Source organism: Pseudomonas hunanensis, from assembly GCF_013393325.1.
In the GTDB taxonomy this organism is placed as follows: Bacteria; Pseudomonadota; Gammaproteobacteria; order Pseudomonadales; family Pseudomonadaceae; genus Aquipseudomonas; species Aquipseudomonas putida_P.
Genome location: NZ_QJRC01000098.1, coordinates 262,865 through 279,010, shown reverse-complemented (window position 1 = coordinate 279,010; position 16,146 = coordinate 262,865). Strand labels below are relative to the sequence as shown.

Here is a 16,146-nt window from a genome sequence, read left to right as displayed (position 1 = left end):
TCCAGCCCCCGCTCAGTAGTGGCTCAGTTGTGCCTGCTTGACCAGGTCCTCGTACAGGCGGGCGTAGGGCTCCACCGCCTGGCACCAGTTGAATGGCTGGGTCATCGAAAGGCAGCGCATGGCGTTGAGCAGGTCCTTCTTGCCGTATACATAGAAGGCGCGGCTCAGTGCCTGGCGGTAGCTCTCGACGGTCGATTCGTTGAACAAGAAGCCCGTGACGCCGCACTCGATGGTGTCGGCCAGGCCGCCTGTATTGCGCGCCACCGGCAGTGAGCCGAAGCGTTGCGCGTACATCTGGCTGAGGCCGCAAGGCTCGTAGCGCGACGGCATAAGCAGGAAGTCGCTGCCCGCGAACATCCGTCGAGCATCGGTTTCATTGAAACCGATGCGCACACCGATACGCCCTGGGTGGCGCAGCGCCAGTTCGCGCATGGCTTGTTCTTCTTCCGGCTCGCCACGGCCGATGATCGCGATCTGCCCACCTTGTTCGACGATGTAGTCGGCCACGCCCAGGGTCAGGTCCAGGCCCTTCTGATAGACCAGCCGCGAGACCACGGCGAACAGCGGGCCTTCGGAGTCTTCCAGGCCGAACAGCTCGCGCACTTCATGGGTGTTGCGCGCCTTGCCTTCCCAATCGTTGATGCTGAAGTTGTGCTGCAGGTGCTTGTCGGTGGCCGAGTCCCAGCTTTCGTCGATACCGTTGGGGATGCCACCTAGCAGGCCTTGCTGGGCCTTGCTGGCGAGGAAGCCGTCCAGGCCGCAGCCGAATTCCGGGGTGGTGATTTCCCGCGCATAGGTGGCGCTGACCGTGGTGATGTGGCTGGAGTAGGCCAGCCCAGCCTTGAGGAACGACAACTTGCCGTAGAACTCCATGCCTTCCTGCTGCATGGCGTGGTCGGGGATCGCCAGCTCCGGGCTGCAGCCGCGGCTATATACTCCCTGGTAGGCCAGGTTGTGGATGGTGAACAGGGTGGGCGTGCTCAGCCCGCGCCAGTGCATGTAGGCCGGGGCCAGGCCGGCGGGCCAGTCATGCGCGTGCACCACTTCCGGCGTCCAGTGGATCTTGCCTTCGCCAGCGGCGATTTCGGCGGCAGCCAGGCCCAGGCGAGCGAAGCGAATGTGGTTGTCAGGCCAGTCTCGGCCGTTGTTGGCACCATAGGGTGTGCCGTCGCGTTGATACAGTTCGGGGCAGATCAGCACGTAGATGACCAGGCCGTCGGCCATGTCCATGCGCCCGATCTTGCACGGCGGCAGGGCCGCGTGGCCGCCCAGTTCACCCACGATATGGATCGGGTTGTCGCTTTCCATGACCTGGCGGTAGCCGGGGATGAGCACCCGTACATCGTGCAGGTGCGCCAGGGCACGGGGCAGCGCGGCGGACACGTCGCCCAGGCCGCCGGTTTTCACCAGGTCGGCGATTTCCGAGGTCACGAACAGAATCTTGCGCATGTTCGGGTTGTGTTGGCGCTGGGCGCCGGGTGCCTTGCCTGTCGTGGCGAAATCCGGGGTGAGCGGCTCGCGGTTGTCCGGGTTGAATGAATCTACGTGAGGCTCGACAGCGGCACTGATCATACTTCTCTCCGTCCCTATGCTTGGCCGGGTGCTGGCACCCGTGGCGATGTTTCGTGTTGGTTCTCTCTAATTTTGAATCTGCGTAGTGCGTTCCTTGCCCCAGGGTCGTGCGCGCAGGCACAGCGCGATCGGCGCTCCGGCCGAAGGCGATTGGACTGGTTGGGGTTGTAGGCTGAGGATTGGGAGTAGCCCAATGCGTCTGGCCTTCTTTGTTCATGACCCGCCGGCTTTCCTGAAAGTTCGACTTATTTTGGTCACTCTTCCTGATGAGCAAATGGCGGGCCGAAAACCGAGTGTAGGAGAGAAAGTGCTAAAAAGGTGACCCGCTGGTCACTATTGTTATGTGCGGAATAGACGCAAACGTTGGCGTATGTGACTGGATGTGAAAAGGTTTGTCGGGGGTGTTTGGCGGGTGCGCCAATTTGTGGCCAGCAGGGGGCCGTGCACCAAGTTGGTGCTTGGTGGAGGATTAAAAAGCTACGTCGGGGAGATCAGCAGGTGGGAGCCTTACAGCCCCCACTGGAGGAAGGGAAGATCAGAGGCTGACAGCTTTATCGCCATCACGTTGTTGCGCCAGCAGCAGGTTCAGCTGGGCGACCTGTTGGCGCAGTTGGTCACGTTCGTCCTTCAGTTTACGCAGCTCATCACGGCGCACGGAGACATAGAGTGTCTGGGGTGGGGTTGCAGGCATCAAGGTACCCATGAGCACACCTCGCGGTTTTGGCTGGTGACAAGTCAAAGCGTAGACGCTTCACGCGGGGCGCATTTTGAATTCTTTCGCAGGCCTTGGGAACTTTTTTGTTTATCGTGGTCTTGCCGTTCGTCGCTGAACCCTCGGGCGGCATGCTGGACTAATCTGAACAGCTGGACTGTATTGTCATCCATTTCGAAAGGGGAGCATCGGCTCATGCAACTGGGAATCGTCGGGCTGGGCCGCATGGGCGGCAACATCGCAAGGCGCCTGATGCGCGCCGGCCATCGCACCGTGGTACACGACCGCAACCGTGAAGCCATCACTGGGCTGGAGGGCGAGGGCGCCCAGGGCGCGCACGACCTCGGTGCACTGGTACAAAAGCTGAAAGCGCCGCGTGCCGTATGGGTGATGCTGCCGGCCGGCGAGCCCACCGAGCAAACCATCGCCCAATTGGCCGAGCTGCTGGAGCCGGGCGATGCGATCATCGACGGCGGCAACACCTTCTACAAGGACGACATGCGCCGCGCCGCAGAACTGGCCAAGCGCGGCCTGCATTACCTGGACGTCGGTACCTCCGGCGGCGTATGGGGCCTGGACCGTGGCTACTGCATGATGATCGGTGGCGAAAAGGACGTGTTCGAGCGCCTGGAGCCCCTGTTCAAGGCGCTGGCGCCAGGCGTGGGTGACATCCCCCGTACCCATGGCCGCAGCGGCGAGCACCAGCGGGCCGAACACGGCTATATCCACGCCGGCCCACCTGGCGCCGGGCACTACGTGAAAATGGTGCACAACGGTATCGAGTACGGCTTGATGCAGGCTTATGCCGAAGGCTTCGACCTGCTGCGCAGCAAAGGCGGCGACGAGCTGCCGGAAGACCAGCGCTTTGACCTGAACGTGGCCGAAATCGCCGAAGTGTGGCGGCGCGGCAGCGTGGTGACCTCGTGGCTGCTCGACCTTACCGCCGATGCGCTGGTGGCCGACCCGCAGCTGTCGCAGTTCAGTGGCTCGGTGTCCGACAGTGGCGAAGGCCGCTGGACCATCGACGCTGCGGTCGAGCAGGCGGTGCCGGTGCCGGTGTTGTCCAGCGCATTGTTCGCGCGCTTCCGCTCGCGCCAGCAGCAGGGTACTTATGGTGACAAGATTCTCTCGGCCATGCGCCTGGGCTTCGGTGGCCACGTCGAGAAGAAAGCCGAATGACCAAACAGACCATTCCCGCTGCACCCCCTTGTACCCTGTTCCTGTTCGGCGCCAATGGCGACCTGGTCAAGCGCCTGCTGATGCCGGCGCTGTATAACCTCAGCCGCGACGGCCTGCTGGACCGTAACCTGCGCATCGTCGGCGTCGACCACAACGCGGCCAGCGCCGCGGATTTCGCTGAGCGGCTGCAGGCGTTCATGCGCGAGCGTGACAAAGGCCGCGAGGGCGGCGACCAGTGCCTCGACGATAAGCTCTGGGCCCGCTTGGCCAAGCGCCTGGATTACCAGACAGGCGACTTCCTCGACCCGGCGACTTACCAAGCCATTGCCAAGCGCATCGAAAAGACCAGCCACGGCAACGCCATCTTCTACCTGGCCACGTCGCCGCGCTTCTTCCCCGAAGTGGCGCAGCGCCTCGGGCAGGCCGGCTTGCTTGACGAGTCTGCCGGCGGCTTTCGCCGAGTGGTGGTGGAAAAGCCCTTCGGCACCGACCTGGCCAGCGCCGAGGCGCTCAACGCTTGCCTGCTGAAGGTGATGGGCGAGCGGCAGATCTACCGCATCGACCATTATCTGGGCAAAGAAACGGTGCAGAACATTCTGGTCAGCCGCTTCTCCAACGGCCTGTTCGAATCGTTCTGGAACAACCACTACATCGACCATGTGCAGATCACCGCAGCAGAAACCGTCGGCGTCGAGACCCGTGGTGCGTTCTATGACAGCACCGGCGCCTTGCGTGACATGGTACCCAATCACCTGTTCCAGTTGCTGGCGATGGTGGCCATGGAGCCGCCGGCCGCGTTCGGCGCCGATGCGGTACGCGGTGAAAAGGCCAAAGTGGTCGGTGCCATCCGCCCATGGTCGGCAAAAATGGCCCTGAAGAACTCCGTGCGTGGCCAGTACAGTGCCGGCAAGCAGGGGCGCAAGCAACTGCCCGGTTACCGCCAGGAGGCCAACGTCGCGCCTGAGAGCCAGACCGAAACCTACGTGGCGCTGAAGGTGATGATCGACAATTGGCGCTGGGCCGGCGTGCCGTTCTACCTGCGCACCGGCAAGCGCATGAGCGTGCGCGACACCGAGATCGCCATTTGCTTCAAGCCCGCGCCGTATGCGCAGTTTCGCGAGTCGGAGCTGGAGCGGCCCAAGCCCAACTACCTGAAAATCCAGATCCAGCCCAACGAAGGCATGTGGTTCGACCTGCAGGCAAAGCGGCCCGGGCCGGAGCTGGTGATGGAGAATGTCGAGCTGGGCTTTGCCTACAAGGACTTCTTCAAGATGACCCCGGCGACCGGCTACGAGACGCTGATCTACGACTGCCTGACCGGTGACCAGACCCTGTTCCAGCGGGCCGACAATATCGAAAACGGCTGGCGAGCGGTGCAGCCGTTTCTCGATGCCTGGGCCCAGGGCGGCGATGTGCATGGCTACCCGGCCGGCGAAGATGGGCCCGAAGCGGGCAATGAATTGCTGGCGCGGGACAAGCGCGAGTGGCACCGGTTGGGGTAAGACTTTTGTAAATTCTGTGCCGGCCCTTTCGCGGCTAAAGCCGCTCCCACAGGGATACCACTTCCCTTAGGGCCGATGCGATACCTGTGGGAGCGGCTTTAGCCGCGAAAGGGCCGCCACAGGCGATCACACCAAGGAGACTTAATGCCCGCCCACATCGAAGACTACGCCCTGCTGGGCAACTGCCGCAGCGCCGCCCTGGTCAGCCGCGATGGCTCGCTCGACTGGCTGTGCCTGCCGCGCTTCGACGCTCCAGCGGTATTCGCTGCCCTGTTGGGCAACGAAGAAAATGGCCGCTGGCGCCTATCTCCTTGCGACCCGATCGAACACAGCAGCCGCCAATACCTGGACGATACCTTGGTACTGGAAACCACCTGGGTGACGGCCACTGGCCGGGCCCGCGTGCTCGATTTCATGCCCCTGGGTGAGGTCAATTCGGTGGTGCGCATCGTCGAAGGCCTGTCTGGCGAAACCAACTTCGAAATGGACCTGGTCATGCGCTTCGACTACGGTCGCAGCGTGCCTTGGGTCGAGCGGCTCGACCCACTGACCCTCAGCGCCGTGGCAGGCCCGGACCGGCTGATCCTGTGCAGCACCGTGCCCCCGCATGCCCGCGACCACCATACGGTTGCCCGCTTTCGCGTCGGCCCGGGCCAGCGCCACGTCTTCAGTCTGCGCCACCAACCCTCGCACTTGTCGGTACAGCCCAACTGCGATGTCGAACAGGCCTTGGCCCAAACTGTCGACCAATGGCAGGCTTTCGCCGCCCGTTGCCCAGAGGTAGGCCCATACACTGCGCTGGTGCGCCGCTCGCTGCTCACCCTCAAGGCCATGACCTACGCCCCCACCGGCGGCATCGTCGCCGCCGTCACCACTTCGTTGCCCGAGCGTGTGGGCGGGGAGCGCAACTGGGACTACCGTTTCTGCTGGCTGCGCGACGCCACCATGACCCTGCTGGCCTTCATGAACCTCGGCTACTTCGACGAGGCCCAGGCCTGGCGTGAGTGGCTGCTGCGCTCGGTAGCCGGCAACCCCGAGCAGATGCAGATCATGTACGGCCTGGCCGGTGAGCGCGACCTGCAGGAGTACACCTTGCCGTGGCTGGCCGGTTACGAACATTCGCAACCCGTGCGAGTCGGCAATGCTGCCTCGCAGCAGATGCAATTGGACATCTATGGCGAACTGGCCGATGCCATGAGCCAGGCGATCAAAGGCGGCTTGCCGCGTCACCCACGCAGCGCCGCCATCTCCCGATTGATTCTGCCCTACGTCGAGCGCATCTGGCGTGAGCCGGACGAAGGCATCTGGGAGGTGCGTGGCGGCCGGCAGCAGTTTGTGCATTCCAAGGTGATGGCCTGGGTCGCCTTCGACCGTGCTGCGGGGCTGGCCGACACCACTGAAGAGGGCCGCGAGCGCGGGCAGCATTACCGCCAGGTGGCTGACGAGATTCACCGCGAAGTGTGCGAGAACGGCCTGGACGCCAGCGGCAAATACTTTGTCCAGGCTTATGGTTCAAGCGAAATGGACGCCAGCCTGTTGCAGATTGCCCTGACCGGCTTCCTGCCAGCAGATGACCCACGCTTTCTGCGCACGCTGGCACAGATAGAACAGCGGCTATTGAAAAACGGCCTGCTGCTGCGCTACGACAGCGACAGCTGCAGCGACGGCTTGACCCCGGGTGAGGGCACCTTCCTGGTGTGTTCGTTCTGGCTGGCCGATGTTTACGTGTTGCTGGGGCGCCAGCAAGAAGCGCAGGCCTTGTACGAACGCCTGACCGGCCTGTGCAACGACCTCGGCCTACTGGCCGAACAGTACGACCCGGCGGGCCAGCGCATGCTCGGCAACTTCCCCCAGGCGTTTAGCCATATTGGCATCATCAACACCGCCCTGAACCTGCACCGCGCACAGTGTCCGGTGCGAGACAGGGCACGTTGTGGATAGCGTCGTTACCATTGGCAAACAGTGTGTGACGCATTGCGTCACATATGATACTTTGCTTCGTGTGATGCATGGGGTCACACTTGGTTCGTCTCCCAAATGGACGCGGCGAGCTACCCATGATCATCAGTTTTCGGCACAAGGGACTGCGAGTTTTTCATGAAACGGGTAACACCCGAGGGATTCAGGCCCCTCACGCAAGGCGTTTAAAACGGCAACTCCAGTTCCTTGACCGCGCCATGGCTGCGCAGGATTTGAACGTACCAGGCTGGCAGTTGCATCCGCTCAAAGGAGCGTTATCGGATTTCTGGTCAGTCAGTGTTTCCGGTAACTGGAGGCTGACTTTTCGCTTCGTGGGTTCGGATGTCGAACTGGTCGATTACCTTGATTACCACTGAAAAGGAAAACTGATCATGCCTTTGCATAATCCGCCACATCCCGGTGAAACCCTGCGTGAAGATGTTCTGCCCGCGTTAGGTCTGACGGTGAAGGCGTTCGCGTCGCATCTTGGGTTCTCTCGCGAAGCACTGTCGCGGGTATTGCACGGCCGCGCGGCGATTTCTCCGGACCTGGCGATACGCCTGGAGATGGCGGGTATCAGCACCGCCCGCCTGTGGTTGGCCATTCAGGCTGATTACGATATCTGGCAGGCGCGTCACCGACAGCAACCTGTGATTACCCGGTTGTTTCAGGCCGCCTGATGTAAAAGTGTGAAACGACCGGAGTAGACTAGGCCAAACCCCTTCGGCACGGAGCACACATGGGCATTCGCGGTACGGATCGGCAGATCGACAACATCGAGTTCAATGTCAGCGACATCGCACGCAGCAAGGCTTTCTATGGCAGCGTGTTCGGCTGGGTCTTCGCCGACTACGGGCCAACATACACCGAGTTCAGCGACGGCCGCCTTACGGGTGGTTTCACCACGGGTGAGCCGGTGCGCCCGGGCGGGCCGTTGGTGATTTTGTACGCCGATGACCTTGACGCCACGCAGCAACGGGTCGAAGCGGCCGGGGCGAAAATCAGCCGGGCGACCTTTGCCTTCCCTGGCGGGCGGCGTTTTCATTTCATCGACCCGGACGGTTACGAACTGGCCGTGTGGACGGCCCAAGCCTGATGGCCAACCACAAGATCGAAATTCGCCGACGCAACATCGAGAAAATCCTGCAGGCGGCGGAGAAGGTGTTCGCTGAGAAGGGCTACGGCGCCACCTCCATGGGCGATATCGCCGAGCAGGCGGAGCTGCCGCGCTCCAACCTGCATTATTACTTCAGCACCAAGGACGAGCTTTTCCGCGCGGTTTTGCAGGACCTGCTGGATGTGTGGAAGCAGGATGCACTGTGCTTCGAGAACTTCGACGACCCACGCGTGGTGCTGACCAGCTACATCCGGGCGAAGATGGGCCATTCGCGTTCGCGGCCGCTGGGCTCGAAGATCTGGGCCGAAGAGATGCTGCACGGGGCGCCGGTGCTGGGGGTGAACCTGGATGACAGCCTTGTGCCTTGGGCCAAGTTGAAAGAAGCCAAGATCCGCCGCTGGGTGGAGGAGGGGCGCATCCTGCCGGTGGAGCCGTCGGCGCTGTTGTACATGATCTGGGCCTCTACCCAGCACTATGCCGACTTTGGCTACCAGGTGCAGTTGCTCAACGGCGGCGAGGTGCTGTCGGACATGGCGTTCGAGAGTGCGGTTCAGACGGTGACCAGCGTGATCTTGCGGGGGATTGGGCTACAGCCGTGAACCGCTGTTGCGGGCTGGCTCGGTCCTTTGTGGGGGCGGCCTTGTGTCGCGAAAGGGCCGCTAAGCGGCCCCCGGATTTCTGCATCGTTGCGAAGATTGCTGGGGCCGCTCTGCGGCCCTTTCGCAACACAAGGCCGCTCCTACACGGGGGTAGTCGGTGCGGTAGCAGCTTGCTTCAACTGGCCTCGCGGTAGGGGTTGCGTGGGTCCTGCGTCCAGTTCAGGTATGGCTTGCCGGTATCCTGCGCCTCCATCTCGATGCAGTTTTCAACCGGGCAGGTGATTTGGCACAGGTTGCAGCCCACGCATTCCTCTTCGATCACGTTGTACGCATGGGTACCGTCAGCCTTGAGCGTGCTGGCAATCGCCTGGTGCGAGGTATCCTCACACGCAATGTGGCAGCGCCCACAGCCGATACAGGCCTCCTGGTCGATATGCGCCACCGACTTGTAGTTGATGTCCAGGTACTTCCAGTCGGTGGTGTGCCCTACCGCCTGGCCACGGAACGCCTCGATATTGGCGTGCCCATGCTGGTCCATCCAGCGTGCCAGGCCGTCCTTCATGTCCTCGACAATACGGAAACCATGCAGCATCGCCGCCGTGCAGACCTGCACGGCGCCACTGCCCAAGGCCATGAATTCCGCTGCATCACGCCAGTTGCCGATACCGCCGATGCCACAAATCGGCAAGCCACGGGTGTCTGGGTCGCGGGCGATTTCTGCCACCATGTTCAGGGCAATCGGCTTCACGGCCGAGCCGCAGTAACCGCCATGGGTGCTCTGGTCACCGACGATGGGGTGGGCCACCATGCGGTCCAGGTCGACGCTGGTAATGGAGTTGATGGTGTTGATCAACGACACCGCATCGGCCCCACCACGGTGGGCGGCGCGGGCCGACTGGCGGATGTCGGTGATGTTCGGCGTGAGCTTCACGATCACGGGCAACGCGCAGTAGGTTTTGCACCAGCGGGTGACCATTTCCACGTATTCCGGCACTTGGCCTACCGCCGCGCCCATGCCGCGCTCCGGCATGCCGTGCGGGCAGCCGAAGTTCAGCTCGATGCCATCAGCCCCGGTGGCTTCCACCAGCGGCAGGATGAATTTCCACGACTCCTCCACGCAGGGCACCATCAGCGAGACGATCAACGCCCGGTCGGGCCAGTCCTTCTTCACCTGGGTGATTTCGCGCAGGTTGATGTCCAGCGAGCGGTCGGTGATCAGCTCGATGTTGTTGATGCCTTGCACCATGCGGTTGGCGCCGTAGTGCGCCGAATAGCGCGACGACACGTTGACCGCCGCCGGGTCTTCCCCCAGTGTTTTCCAGACCACGCCGCCCCAGCCGGCCTCGAAGGCGCGGACCACGTTGTAGGCCTTGTCGGTTGGCGGTGCGGAGGCCAGCCAGAACGGGTTGGGTGCCTTGATGCCGGCGAATACGATAGACAAGTCGGCCATTTACGCTGCCTCCACGTTGAGCATGAGTTGGGCATGGATGGCTTCGGCGGCCAGCTTGCCGTGTTGCACCGCCTGGACGGTGAGGTCCTGGCCCAGCGCGGTGCAGTCGCCGCCGGCGTACACGCCCGGCAGGCTGGTTTGCATCGTTTCATCAACGCGGATACGTTCGCCGTCGCGGGCCAGTTGTGCGGCCACCGGGTCGCCAAGGCTGGCCTCGTCGAAGCGCTGGCCGATAGCTTTGAAGATGGCGTCGGCGGCCAACTCGAAGGTTTCGCCGGTGTCGCGCAGGCGGCCGTCCGCCAGTTCGGTGCGGGCAAAGCGCATGCCGCGCACCTTGCCGGCGTCATCGAGCAGCACAGCATCAGGGCGGGCCCAGGTGTGCAGGCGCACCTGGTTGGCCTTGGCGATGTCCTGCTCGTGGCCGGTGGCACCCATGTCGGCGTGGCCACGGCGGTACACCAGGTTGACGTCGCGGGCACCCAGGCGGCTCATTTGCACGGCCATGTCGATGGCGGTGTTGCCGGCACCGATCACCAGGCAGCGGTCGGCCAATGGCAGCTGGCTCAGGTCATCGGCCTGGCGCAACTCGCGGATGTATTCGGTGGCGGCGAGCACGCCGGGGGCTTCTTCATCGGGCAGCCCCAGCTGGCGCACGGCATTCAGGCCAAGGCCCAGGAACACTGCGTCGTACTGGTCGCGCAGTTCGCCCAGGCTGAGGTTGCCGCCCAGGCGCTGGCCATGGCGAACTTCAATACCGCCAATGCCCAGCAGGAACTCCACTTCGCGCTGGGCGTAGTCATCCACCAGCTTGTAGCGGGCGATGCCGTACTCGTTGAGGCCGCCGGCCTTGTCGCTGGCCTCGAACACCACCACGTCATGCCCGTGCATCGCCAGCCGGTGGGCGCAGGACAGCCCGGCAGGGCCGGCGCCAACCACGGCAATGCGCTTGCCAGTGGCGGGCGAGCGCTTGAACGGGTGTTCGCTGAATTGGGCGTTGTCCAGCGCGTAGCGCTGCAACTGGCCGATCAGCACCGGTGCGCATTCCTGGGCGTTGTTGCGCACGCAGGCTTGCTGGCAAAGGATTTCGGTGGGGCACACGCGGGCGCAGCTGCCGCCGAGGATGTTGGCCGAAAGAATGCGCTCGGCGGCGCCTTGCAGGTTTTCGTCGCTGATGCGGTGGATGAACGAGGGGATGTCGATGTCGCTGGGGCACGCGTTGACGCAGGGGGCGTCGTAGCAGTACAGGCAGCGTGCACTTTCGACGGCGGCCTGGCGGGCGGTGAGGGGTGGGGCCAGGTCGCTGAAGCGCTCGGCCAACTGGTCGGCGCCGGCCCGGGGGCGCGGCAAATGGTTCAGGGCGTCGATCACGGGTGTAGCCTCTCTATTTTTTATGGGGCAGGCGACAGGTAATGCGATGGGTTTTGGGGCCGCTGCGCAGCAGCCCCAATGGCTTAGCGCTGAACGGGCGTCGGCCGCTGCTGTTCGGCCCTGCGCCCCAGCACCTCATACACCGACGGATACGCCGGTCGTTCCACATACCGCCCTGCGCCGGCTTCGGCGCGCAGGTCGCCGTCGGCCCAGAGCACCTTGCCCTGGCTGATGGTGTGGCTGGGGATGCCGCGCACGGTGCGGCCTTCGAAGATGTTGAAGTCCACCCGCTGGTGGTGGGTTTGGGCGGAGATGGTGCGGGTGCCCTCTGGGTCCCACAGCACCAGGTCGGCATCGGCACCCACGCGGATGGCGCCCTTGCGCGGGAACAGGTTGAAGATTTTCGCCGTGTTGGTGGAGGTGAGTGCGACGAACTCGTGCATCGACAGGCGCCCGCTGTTGACCCCTGCATCCCACAGCACCGCCATGCGGTCTTCGATACCGGCGGTGCCGTTGGGGATGCGGCTGAAGTCGTCGCGCCCCATGGCTTTCTGCTCGGCGCAGAAACAGCAGTGGTCGGTGGCGGTGGTGTGCAGGTTGCCCGATTGCAGGCCGCGCCACAGCGCCTCCTGATGTTCGCGTGGGCGGAACGGCGGGCTCATCACATAACCGGCGGCGGTGGCCCAGTCCGGGTCACGGTAAACGCTGTCGTCCAGTAGCAGGTGGCCAGGCAAGACTTCGCCGTAAACCGGCTGGCCCTTGGCGCGCGCATAGGTGATTTCATCCAGCGCTTCACGGCTGGAAATATGCACCACATACAGCGGTGTACCAATCGTTTCGGCAATGCGGATGGCGCGGCTGGCCGCTTCACCTTCCACTTGCGAAGGGCGCGAAAGGGGATGTGCCTCTGGCCCGGTCAGGCCCTGGGCCAGCAGCTTTTTCTGCAGGTGGTACACCAGCTCGCCGTTCTCGGCATGCACGGTGGGCACCGCGCCCAGTTGCAGGCAGCGCTCGAAGCTGGCCACCAGGGTGTCGTCGGCGGCCATGATCGCATTCTTGTAGGCCATGAAATGCTTGAAGCTGTTCACCCCATGCTGGGTCACCAGCTCGCCCATCTCTTCGGCCACCTGCTCGCTCCACCAGGTGATGGCGACGTGGAAGCCGTAGTCGCTGGCGCTTTTCTGCGCCCAGCCGCGCCAGGTGTGGAAGGCCTCAAGCAAGGATTGCTGCGGGTTGGGGATGACGAAGTCGATGATCGATGTGGTGCCGCCGGCCAGGCCCGCAGCGGTGCCGCTGAAGAAGTCCTCGCTGGCCACGGTGCCCATGAACGGCAACTGCATATGGGTGTGCGGGTCGATGCCGCCGGGCATCAGGTACTGGCCGCTGCCATCGAGAATCTCGCAGTCGGTGGGCGGTTCGAGGTTTTGCCCGATGGCGCGAATCAGGCCATCGGCACACAGGACATCGGCGGGGTAACTCTCTTCGTGGGTAACCACGGTGGCGCCACGGATCAACAGGGACATGCCGTTTTCCTCGCAGGCTGACCGGTCTTGGCCGGTTCTTGGAATTGTCTTGGGTGCAGGCAGGCAGGGCGGTTAATCCTGTCAGTCCTGACAAGATTCGAGGCTAGATGCTGATCTGGAAATCAGCAAGAAAATTTTCCCATTAAATTTGTGGTCTTTAACTATTTGATATTTAACATTTATTTTTTAATGACCTGCTGACTGCGGGGCTTTCAGAGGTTTTTGACTTACTTGACAAGATGGAATTCTGGTCAAGATTTCTAAGCACCAATGCGCGTGTGTACTCCGGCCATCGAATTAGCCCGATGAGCAAACAACTACAAGAAAATCTGGAGAAGGCCCCATGCAACAGAGCAGATCGGAAGTGGTCGAGCAAAATGGCCTGTTCGAGCTGTCCGAGGGTAGCGATGTCCTCGACAGCCCGCGCTACAACCACGACATCGCACCGACCAAGGTGCATCAGCGCACCTGGAACAAATGGCACATCACCGCCCTGTGGGTAGGCATGTCCATCTGCGTACCCACCTACACCTTGGGCGGCGTGCTCACCGCCTACTTTGGCCTCAGTGTCGGCGAAGCGTTGCTGGCAATCCTGCTGGCCAACGTGATCGTGCTGATACCGCTTACCCTCAACGCCTTCCCCGGTACCAAGTACGGCATACCGTTCCCGGTGTTGCTGCGCTCGTCGTTCGGCATCCTGGGCTCCAACGTACCGTGCCTGATTCGCGCGGTAGTCGCCTGTGGTTGGTTCGGTATCCAGACCCTGTTCGGCGGGCTGGCCATTCACCTGTTCCTCGGCTCGGTGTTCGACGGCTGGAAGGCCCTGGAGGGCACCGGTGAGGTGATTGGCTTCATGATTTTCTGGTGCCTGAACCTGTGGGTGGTACTGCGCGGCGCCGAGTCGATCAAGTGGCTGGAAACCCTCTCGGCACCGCTGCTGGTGGCGGTGGGCGTCGGCCTGCTGTTCTGGGCCTTGCCGCACATGTCGATGACCGAACTGCTGGCGCAGCCGCCCAAGCGCCCCGAAGGGGCGAGCGTGGTCAGCTACTTCTGCGCCGGGCTTACCGCCATGGTCGGCTTCTGGGCCACGTTGTCGCTGAACATTCCCGATTTCAGCCGCTACGCCCGCAGCCAGAAGGACCAGATTCTTGGGCAGATCTTCGGCTTGCCGCTGACCATGTTCCTGTTCGCTTCGCTAGGTGTGGTGCTGACCGCCGCCTCGGCGTCGCTGGTGGGCGAAACGGTGTCCGACCCGGTCAGCCTGATCGGCAAGATCCACAGCCCGTTCTGGGTGGCCCTGGCCATGGCGCTGATCGTGATCGCCACGCTGTCGACGAACACGGCGGCGAACATCGTGTCGCCGACCAACGACTTCCAGAACATCGCCCCTCGGCTGATCGGGCGCAGCCGCGCGGTATGGCTGACTGGCTTCATCGGCCTGGCCTTGATGGGCCATGAGCTGCTGAAGAAGCTGGGGTTGATCGTCTCCGACCTGAGCCTTGAGAGCGTGTATTCCAACTGGCTGCTGGGCTATTCCAGCCTGCTGGGGCCGATTGCCGGGATCATGGTGGTGGACTACTTCCTGATCCGCCGGCAGCAGCTGGACCTGGCTGGGCTGTACCGCGACGACGTGTACCCGGCGTGGAACTGGGCCGGGTTTGCCGCCTTCGCCTTGCCGGTGGGGCTGACGGTGTTGGCAATTGGCAACAGCAGTTTCAGCTGGTTCTACGACTACGGCTGGTTTACCGGCTCGCTGCTGGGTGGGGCGCTGTACTACGTCTTCGCCGGCCTGGCGGCACGCAACCCAGTGGGAGCGGGCTTGCCCGCGAAGAGGCCCGCACCAACAACAAAAAAAGCCTGAAGGAGATACCCGTGACCCCCGTCAAAGAGATCCTGAAGACCACCGCCCAGCACGTCGACAGCAACCGGCTGTGGCAATCGCTGATGGACCTGGCGCGCCTCGGTGCCACCGCCAAGGGCGGCGTCTGCCGCCTGGCCTTGACCGACCTCGACCGCCAGGCTCGAGACCTGTTCGTGCAGTGGAGCGAGGCCGCTGGTTGCACGGTCAGTATCGACGCGGTCGGCAACATCTTCGCCCGCCGCCCTGGGCGTAACCCCAAGCTGCCACCGGTGATGACCGGCAGCCATATCGACACCCAACCCACCGGCGGCAAGTTCGATGGCTGCTTCGGGGTGATGGCCGGGCTGGAGGTGATCCGCACCCTCAACGACCTGGGCGTGGAAACCGAAGCACCGCTGGAAGTGGTGGTGTGGACCAACGAGGAGGGTTCACGTTTTGCGCCCTGCATGATGGGTTCAGGCGTGTTCGCCGGCAAGTTCACCCTTGCGGACACCCTGGCCAAGCGCGATGCCCAGGGTGTCAGCGTTGGCGAAGCGTTGAACGCCATCGGCTACGCTGGCCCGCGTGCGGTACTGGGCCATCCGGTGGGGGCGTATTTCGAAGCGCATATCGAGCAGGGGCCGATTCTGGAGGATCAGGCCAAGACCATCGGCGTGGTCCTTGGCGCCCTGGGCCAGAAGTGGTTCGACCTGACCCTGCGCGGCGTCGAAGCCCACGCCGGCCCAACGCCCATGCACCTGCGCAAGGACGCCCTGGTAGGCGCTGCCGCCGTGGTGGAGGCGGTCAACCGCACCGGCCTTGGCCACCAACCGCATGCCTGTGGCACGGTAGGTTGTCTGCAGGCGTACCCAGGGTCGCGTAACGTGATCCCGGGCGAAGTGCGCATGACGCTGGACTTCCGTCACCTCGAAGGCGAGCAGCTGAATGCGATGATTGCCGAGGTACGCGCGGTGATCGAAGCGACCTGCGCCAAGCATGGCCTGAGCCATGAGCTGGTGCCCACGGCCGACTTCCCGGCGCTGTACTTTGACAAAGGCTGCGTCGATGCCGTGCGCGAATCGGCCAAGGCCTTGGGCCTGCCGCTCATGGACATCGTCAGCGGTGCGGGGCATGACGCGATCTTCCTGGCCGAGCTGGGGCCGGCGGGGATGATCTTCGTGCCGTGCGAAAACGGCATCAGCCATAACGAGATCGAGAACGCCACGCCTGGTGACCTGGCAGCGGGATGTGCGGTGTTGCTGCGGGCGATGCTGGCGGCGTCGGAGGCGATTGCCAGCGGGCGGTTGGCGGCATAGCACCTCGGG

14 protein-coding genes are annotated in these 16,146 nt (G+C 63.2%); 9 read left to right on the top strand and 5 right to left on the bottom strand.

The window, feature by feature from the left end; genetic code table 11:
• Positions 1-12 precede the first annotated feature (12 nt).
• Together glgA and DM807_RS23010 are read right to left on the bottom strand one after the other, a co-directional pair.
• Positions 13-1,572 (bottom strand): glycogen synthase GlgA, encoded by a 1,560-nt coding sequence (gene glgA / locus DM807_RS23015; RefSeq protein ID WP_012273251.1) that lies wholly within the window; start codon positions 1,570-1,572, stop codon positions 13-15.
• A 535-nt stretch (positions 1,573-2,107) separates the two neighbouring features.
• Positions 2,108-2,275 (bottom strand): DUF6026 family protein, encoded by a 168-nt coding sequence (locus DM807_RS23010; RefSeq protein WP_012273250.1) that lies wholly within the window; start codon positions 2,273-2,275, stop codon positions 2,108-2,110.
• A 171-nt stretch (positions 2,276-2,446) separates the two neighbouring features.
• Between DM807_RS23010 and gnd the strand changes: the two genes are divergently transcribed.
• The 7 genes from gnd to DM807_RS22975 all read left to right on the top strand — a co-directional run bounded on the left by gnd (position 2,447) and on the right by DM807_RS22975 (position 8,640).
• Positions 2,447-3,463 carry a phosphogluconate dehydrogenase (NAD(+)-dependent, decarboxylating) gene (gnd, locus tag DM807_RS23005; RefSeq protein ID WP_223296387.1) on the top strand — a complete coding sequence of 339 codons (1,017 nt, stop codon included), beginning with the start codon at positions 2,447-2,449 and terminating at the stop codon, positions 3,461-3,463.
• The gene (gene zwf, locus DM807_RS23000; RefSeq protein WP_060494001.1) at positions 3,460-4,965 is read left to right on the top strand and encodes a glucose-6-phosphate dehydrogenase; all 1,506 of its coding nucleotides are present in this window, start codon (positions 3,460-3,462) and stop codon (positions 4,963-4,965) included. The genes gnd and zwf overlap by 4 nt, the downstream gene beginning before the upstream one ends.
• Before the next feature lie 144 nt (positions 4,966-5,109).
• Positions 5,110-6,906 (top strand): glycoside hydrolase family 15 protein, encoded by a 1,797-nt coding sequence (locus DM807_RS22995; RefSeq protein WP_012273247.1) that lies wholly within the window; start codon positions 5,110-5,112, stop codon positions 6,904-6,906.
• A gap of 116 nt (positions 6,907-7,022) precedes the next feature.
• A complete protein-coding gene (locus tag DM807_RS22990) occupies positions 7,023-7,301 on the top strand; it encodes a type II toxin-antitoxin system RelE/ParE family toxin (RefSeq protein WP_082425804.1) in 279 nt (92 codons plus the stop codon).
• Between the two features lie 15 nt (positions 7,302-7,316).
• The gene (locus DM807_RS22985) at positions 7,317-7,604 is read left to right on the top strand and encodes a HigA family addiction module antitoxin (protein ID WP_012273245.1); all 288 of its coding nucleotides are present in this window, start codon (positions 7,317-7,319) and stop codon (positions 7,602-7,604) included.
• A 59-nt stretch (positions 7,605-7,663) separates the two neighbouring features.
• Positions 7,664-8,020, top strand: coding sequence for a VOC family protein (locus DM807_RS22980; protein ID WP_060493999.1), 357 nt, complete (start codon positions 7,664-7,666; stop codon positions 8,018-8,020).
• Complete coding sequence (locus DM807_RS22975; RefSeq protein WP_012273243.1) at positions 8,020-8,640, top strand: TetR/AcrR family transcriptional regulator; 621 nt, start codon at positions 8,020-8,022, stop codon at positions 8,638-8,640. The genes DM807_RS22980 and DM807_RS22975 overlap by 1 nt, the downstream gene beginning before the upstream one ends.
• 175 nt (positions 8,641-8,815) lie before the next feature.
• Here DM807_RS22975 and preA read toward each other — a convergent pair whose 3' ends face one another.
• The 3 genes from preA to hydA all read right to left on the bottom strand — a co-directional run bounded on the left by preA (position 8,816) and on the right by hydA (position 12,981).
• On the bottom strand, positions 8,816-10,090 hold the full coding sequence (gene preA, locus DM807_RS22970; RefSeq protein WP_012273242.1) for an NAD-dependent dihydropyrimidine dehydrogenase subunit PreA: 1,275 nt from the start codon (positions 10,088-10,090) through the stop codon (positions 8,816-8,818).
• Positions 10,091-11,458, bottom strand: a complete 1,368-nt coding sequence (locus DM807_RS22965) for an NAD(P)-dependent oxidoreductase (RefSeq protein ID WP_012273241.1) — start codon at positions 11,456-11,458, stop codon at positions 10,091-10,093. It abuts the gene before it with no gap.
• Positions 11,459-11,541: 83 nt separating this feature from the next.
• Positions 11,542-12,981 (bottom strand): dihydropyrimidinase, encoded by a 1,440-nt coding sequence (hydA, locus tag DM807_RS22960; protein ID WP_012273240.1) that lies wholly within the window; start codon positions 12,979-12,981, stop codon positions 11,542-11,544.
• Positions 12,982-13,324: 343 nt separating this feature from the next.
• Here hydA and DM807_RS22955 point away from each other — a divergent pair, with 343 nt between their 5' ends.
• Both DM807_RS22955 and DM807_RS22950 read left to right on the top strand, forming a co-directional pair.
• Complete coding sequence (locus DM807_RS22955; RefSeq protein ID WP_012273239.1) at positions 13,325-14,842, top strand: NCS1 family nucleobase:cation symporter-1; 1,518 nt, start codon at positions 13,325-13,327, stop codon at positions 14,840-14,842.
• 11 nt (positions 14,843-14,853) lie between these two features.
• The gene (locus DM807_RS22950; RefSeq protein WP_179027959.1) at positions 14,854-16,137 is read left to right on the top strand and encodes an allantoate amidohydrolase; all 1,284 of its coding nucleotides are present in this window, start codon (positions 14,854-14,856) and stop codon (positions 16,135-16,137) included.
• Positions 16,138-16,146: the final 9 nt, after the last annotated feature.

Bases quoted from the DNA above. Each gene is read 5' to 3' on its own strand.
- glgA (WP_012273251.1), bottom strand. From the start codon at position 1,572: ATGATCAGTGCCGCTGTCGAGCCTCACGTAGATTCATTCAACCCGGAC.
- DM807_RS23010 (WP_012273250.1), bottom strand. From the start codon at position 2,275: ATGGGTACCTTGATGCCTGCAACCCCACCCCAGACACTCTATGTCTCC.
- zwf (WP_060494001.1), top strand. From the start codon at position 3,460: ATGACCAAACAGACCATTCCCGCTGCACCCCCTTGTACCCTGTTCCTG.
- DM807_RS22995 (WP_012273247.1), top strand. From the start codon at position 5,110: ATGCCCGCCCACATCGAAGACTACGCCCTGCTGGGCAACTGCCGCAGC.
- DM807_RS22990 (WP_082425804.1), top strand. From the start codon at position 7,023: ATGATCATCAGTTTTCGGCACAAGGGACTGCGAGTTTTTCATGAAACG.
- DM807_RS22985 (WP_012273245.1), top strand. From the start codon at position 7,317: ATGCCTTTGCATAATCCGCCACATCCCGGTGAAACCCTGCGTGAAGAT.
- DM807_RS22980 (WP_060493999.1), top strand. From the start codon at position 7,664: ATGGGCATTCGCGGTACGGATCGGCAGATCGACAACATCGAGTTCAAT.
- DM807_RS22975 (WP_012273243.1), top strand. From the start codon at position 8,020: ATGGCCAACCACAAGATCGAAATTCGCCGACGCAACATCGAGAAAATC.
- preA (WP_012273242.1), bottom strand. From the start codon at position 10,090: ATGGCCGACTTGTCTATCGTATTCGCCGGCATCAAGGCACCCAACCCG.
- hydA (WP_012273240.1), bottom strand. From the start codon at position 12,981: ATGTCCCTGTTGATCCGTGGCGCCACCGTGGTTACCCACGAAGAGAGT.
- DM807_RS22955 (WP_012273239.1), top strand. From the start codon at position 13,325: ATGCAACAGAGCAGATCGGAAGTGGTCGAGCAAAATGGCCTGTTCGAG.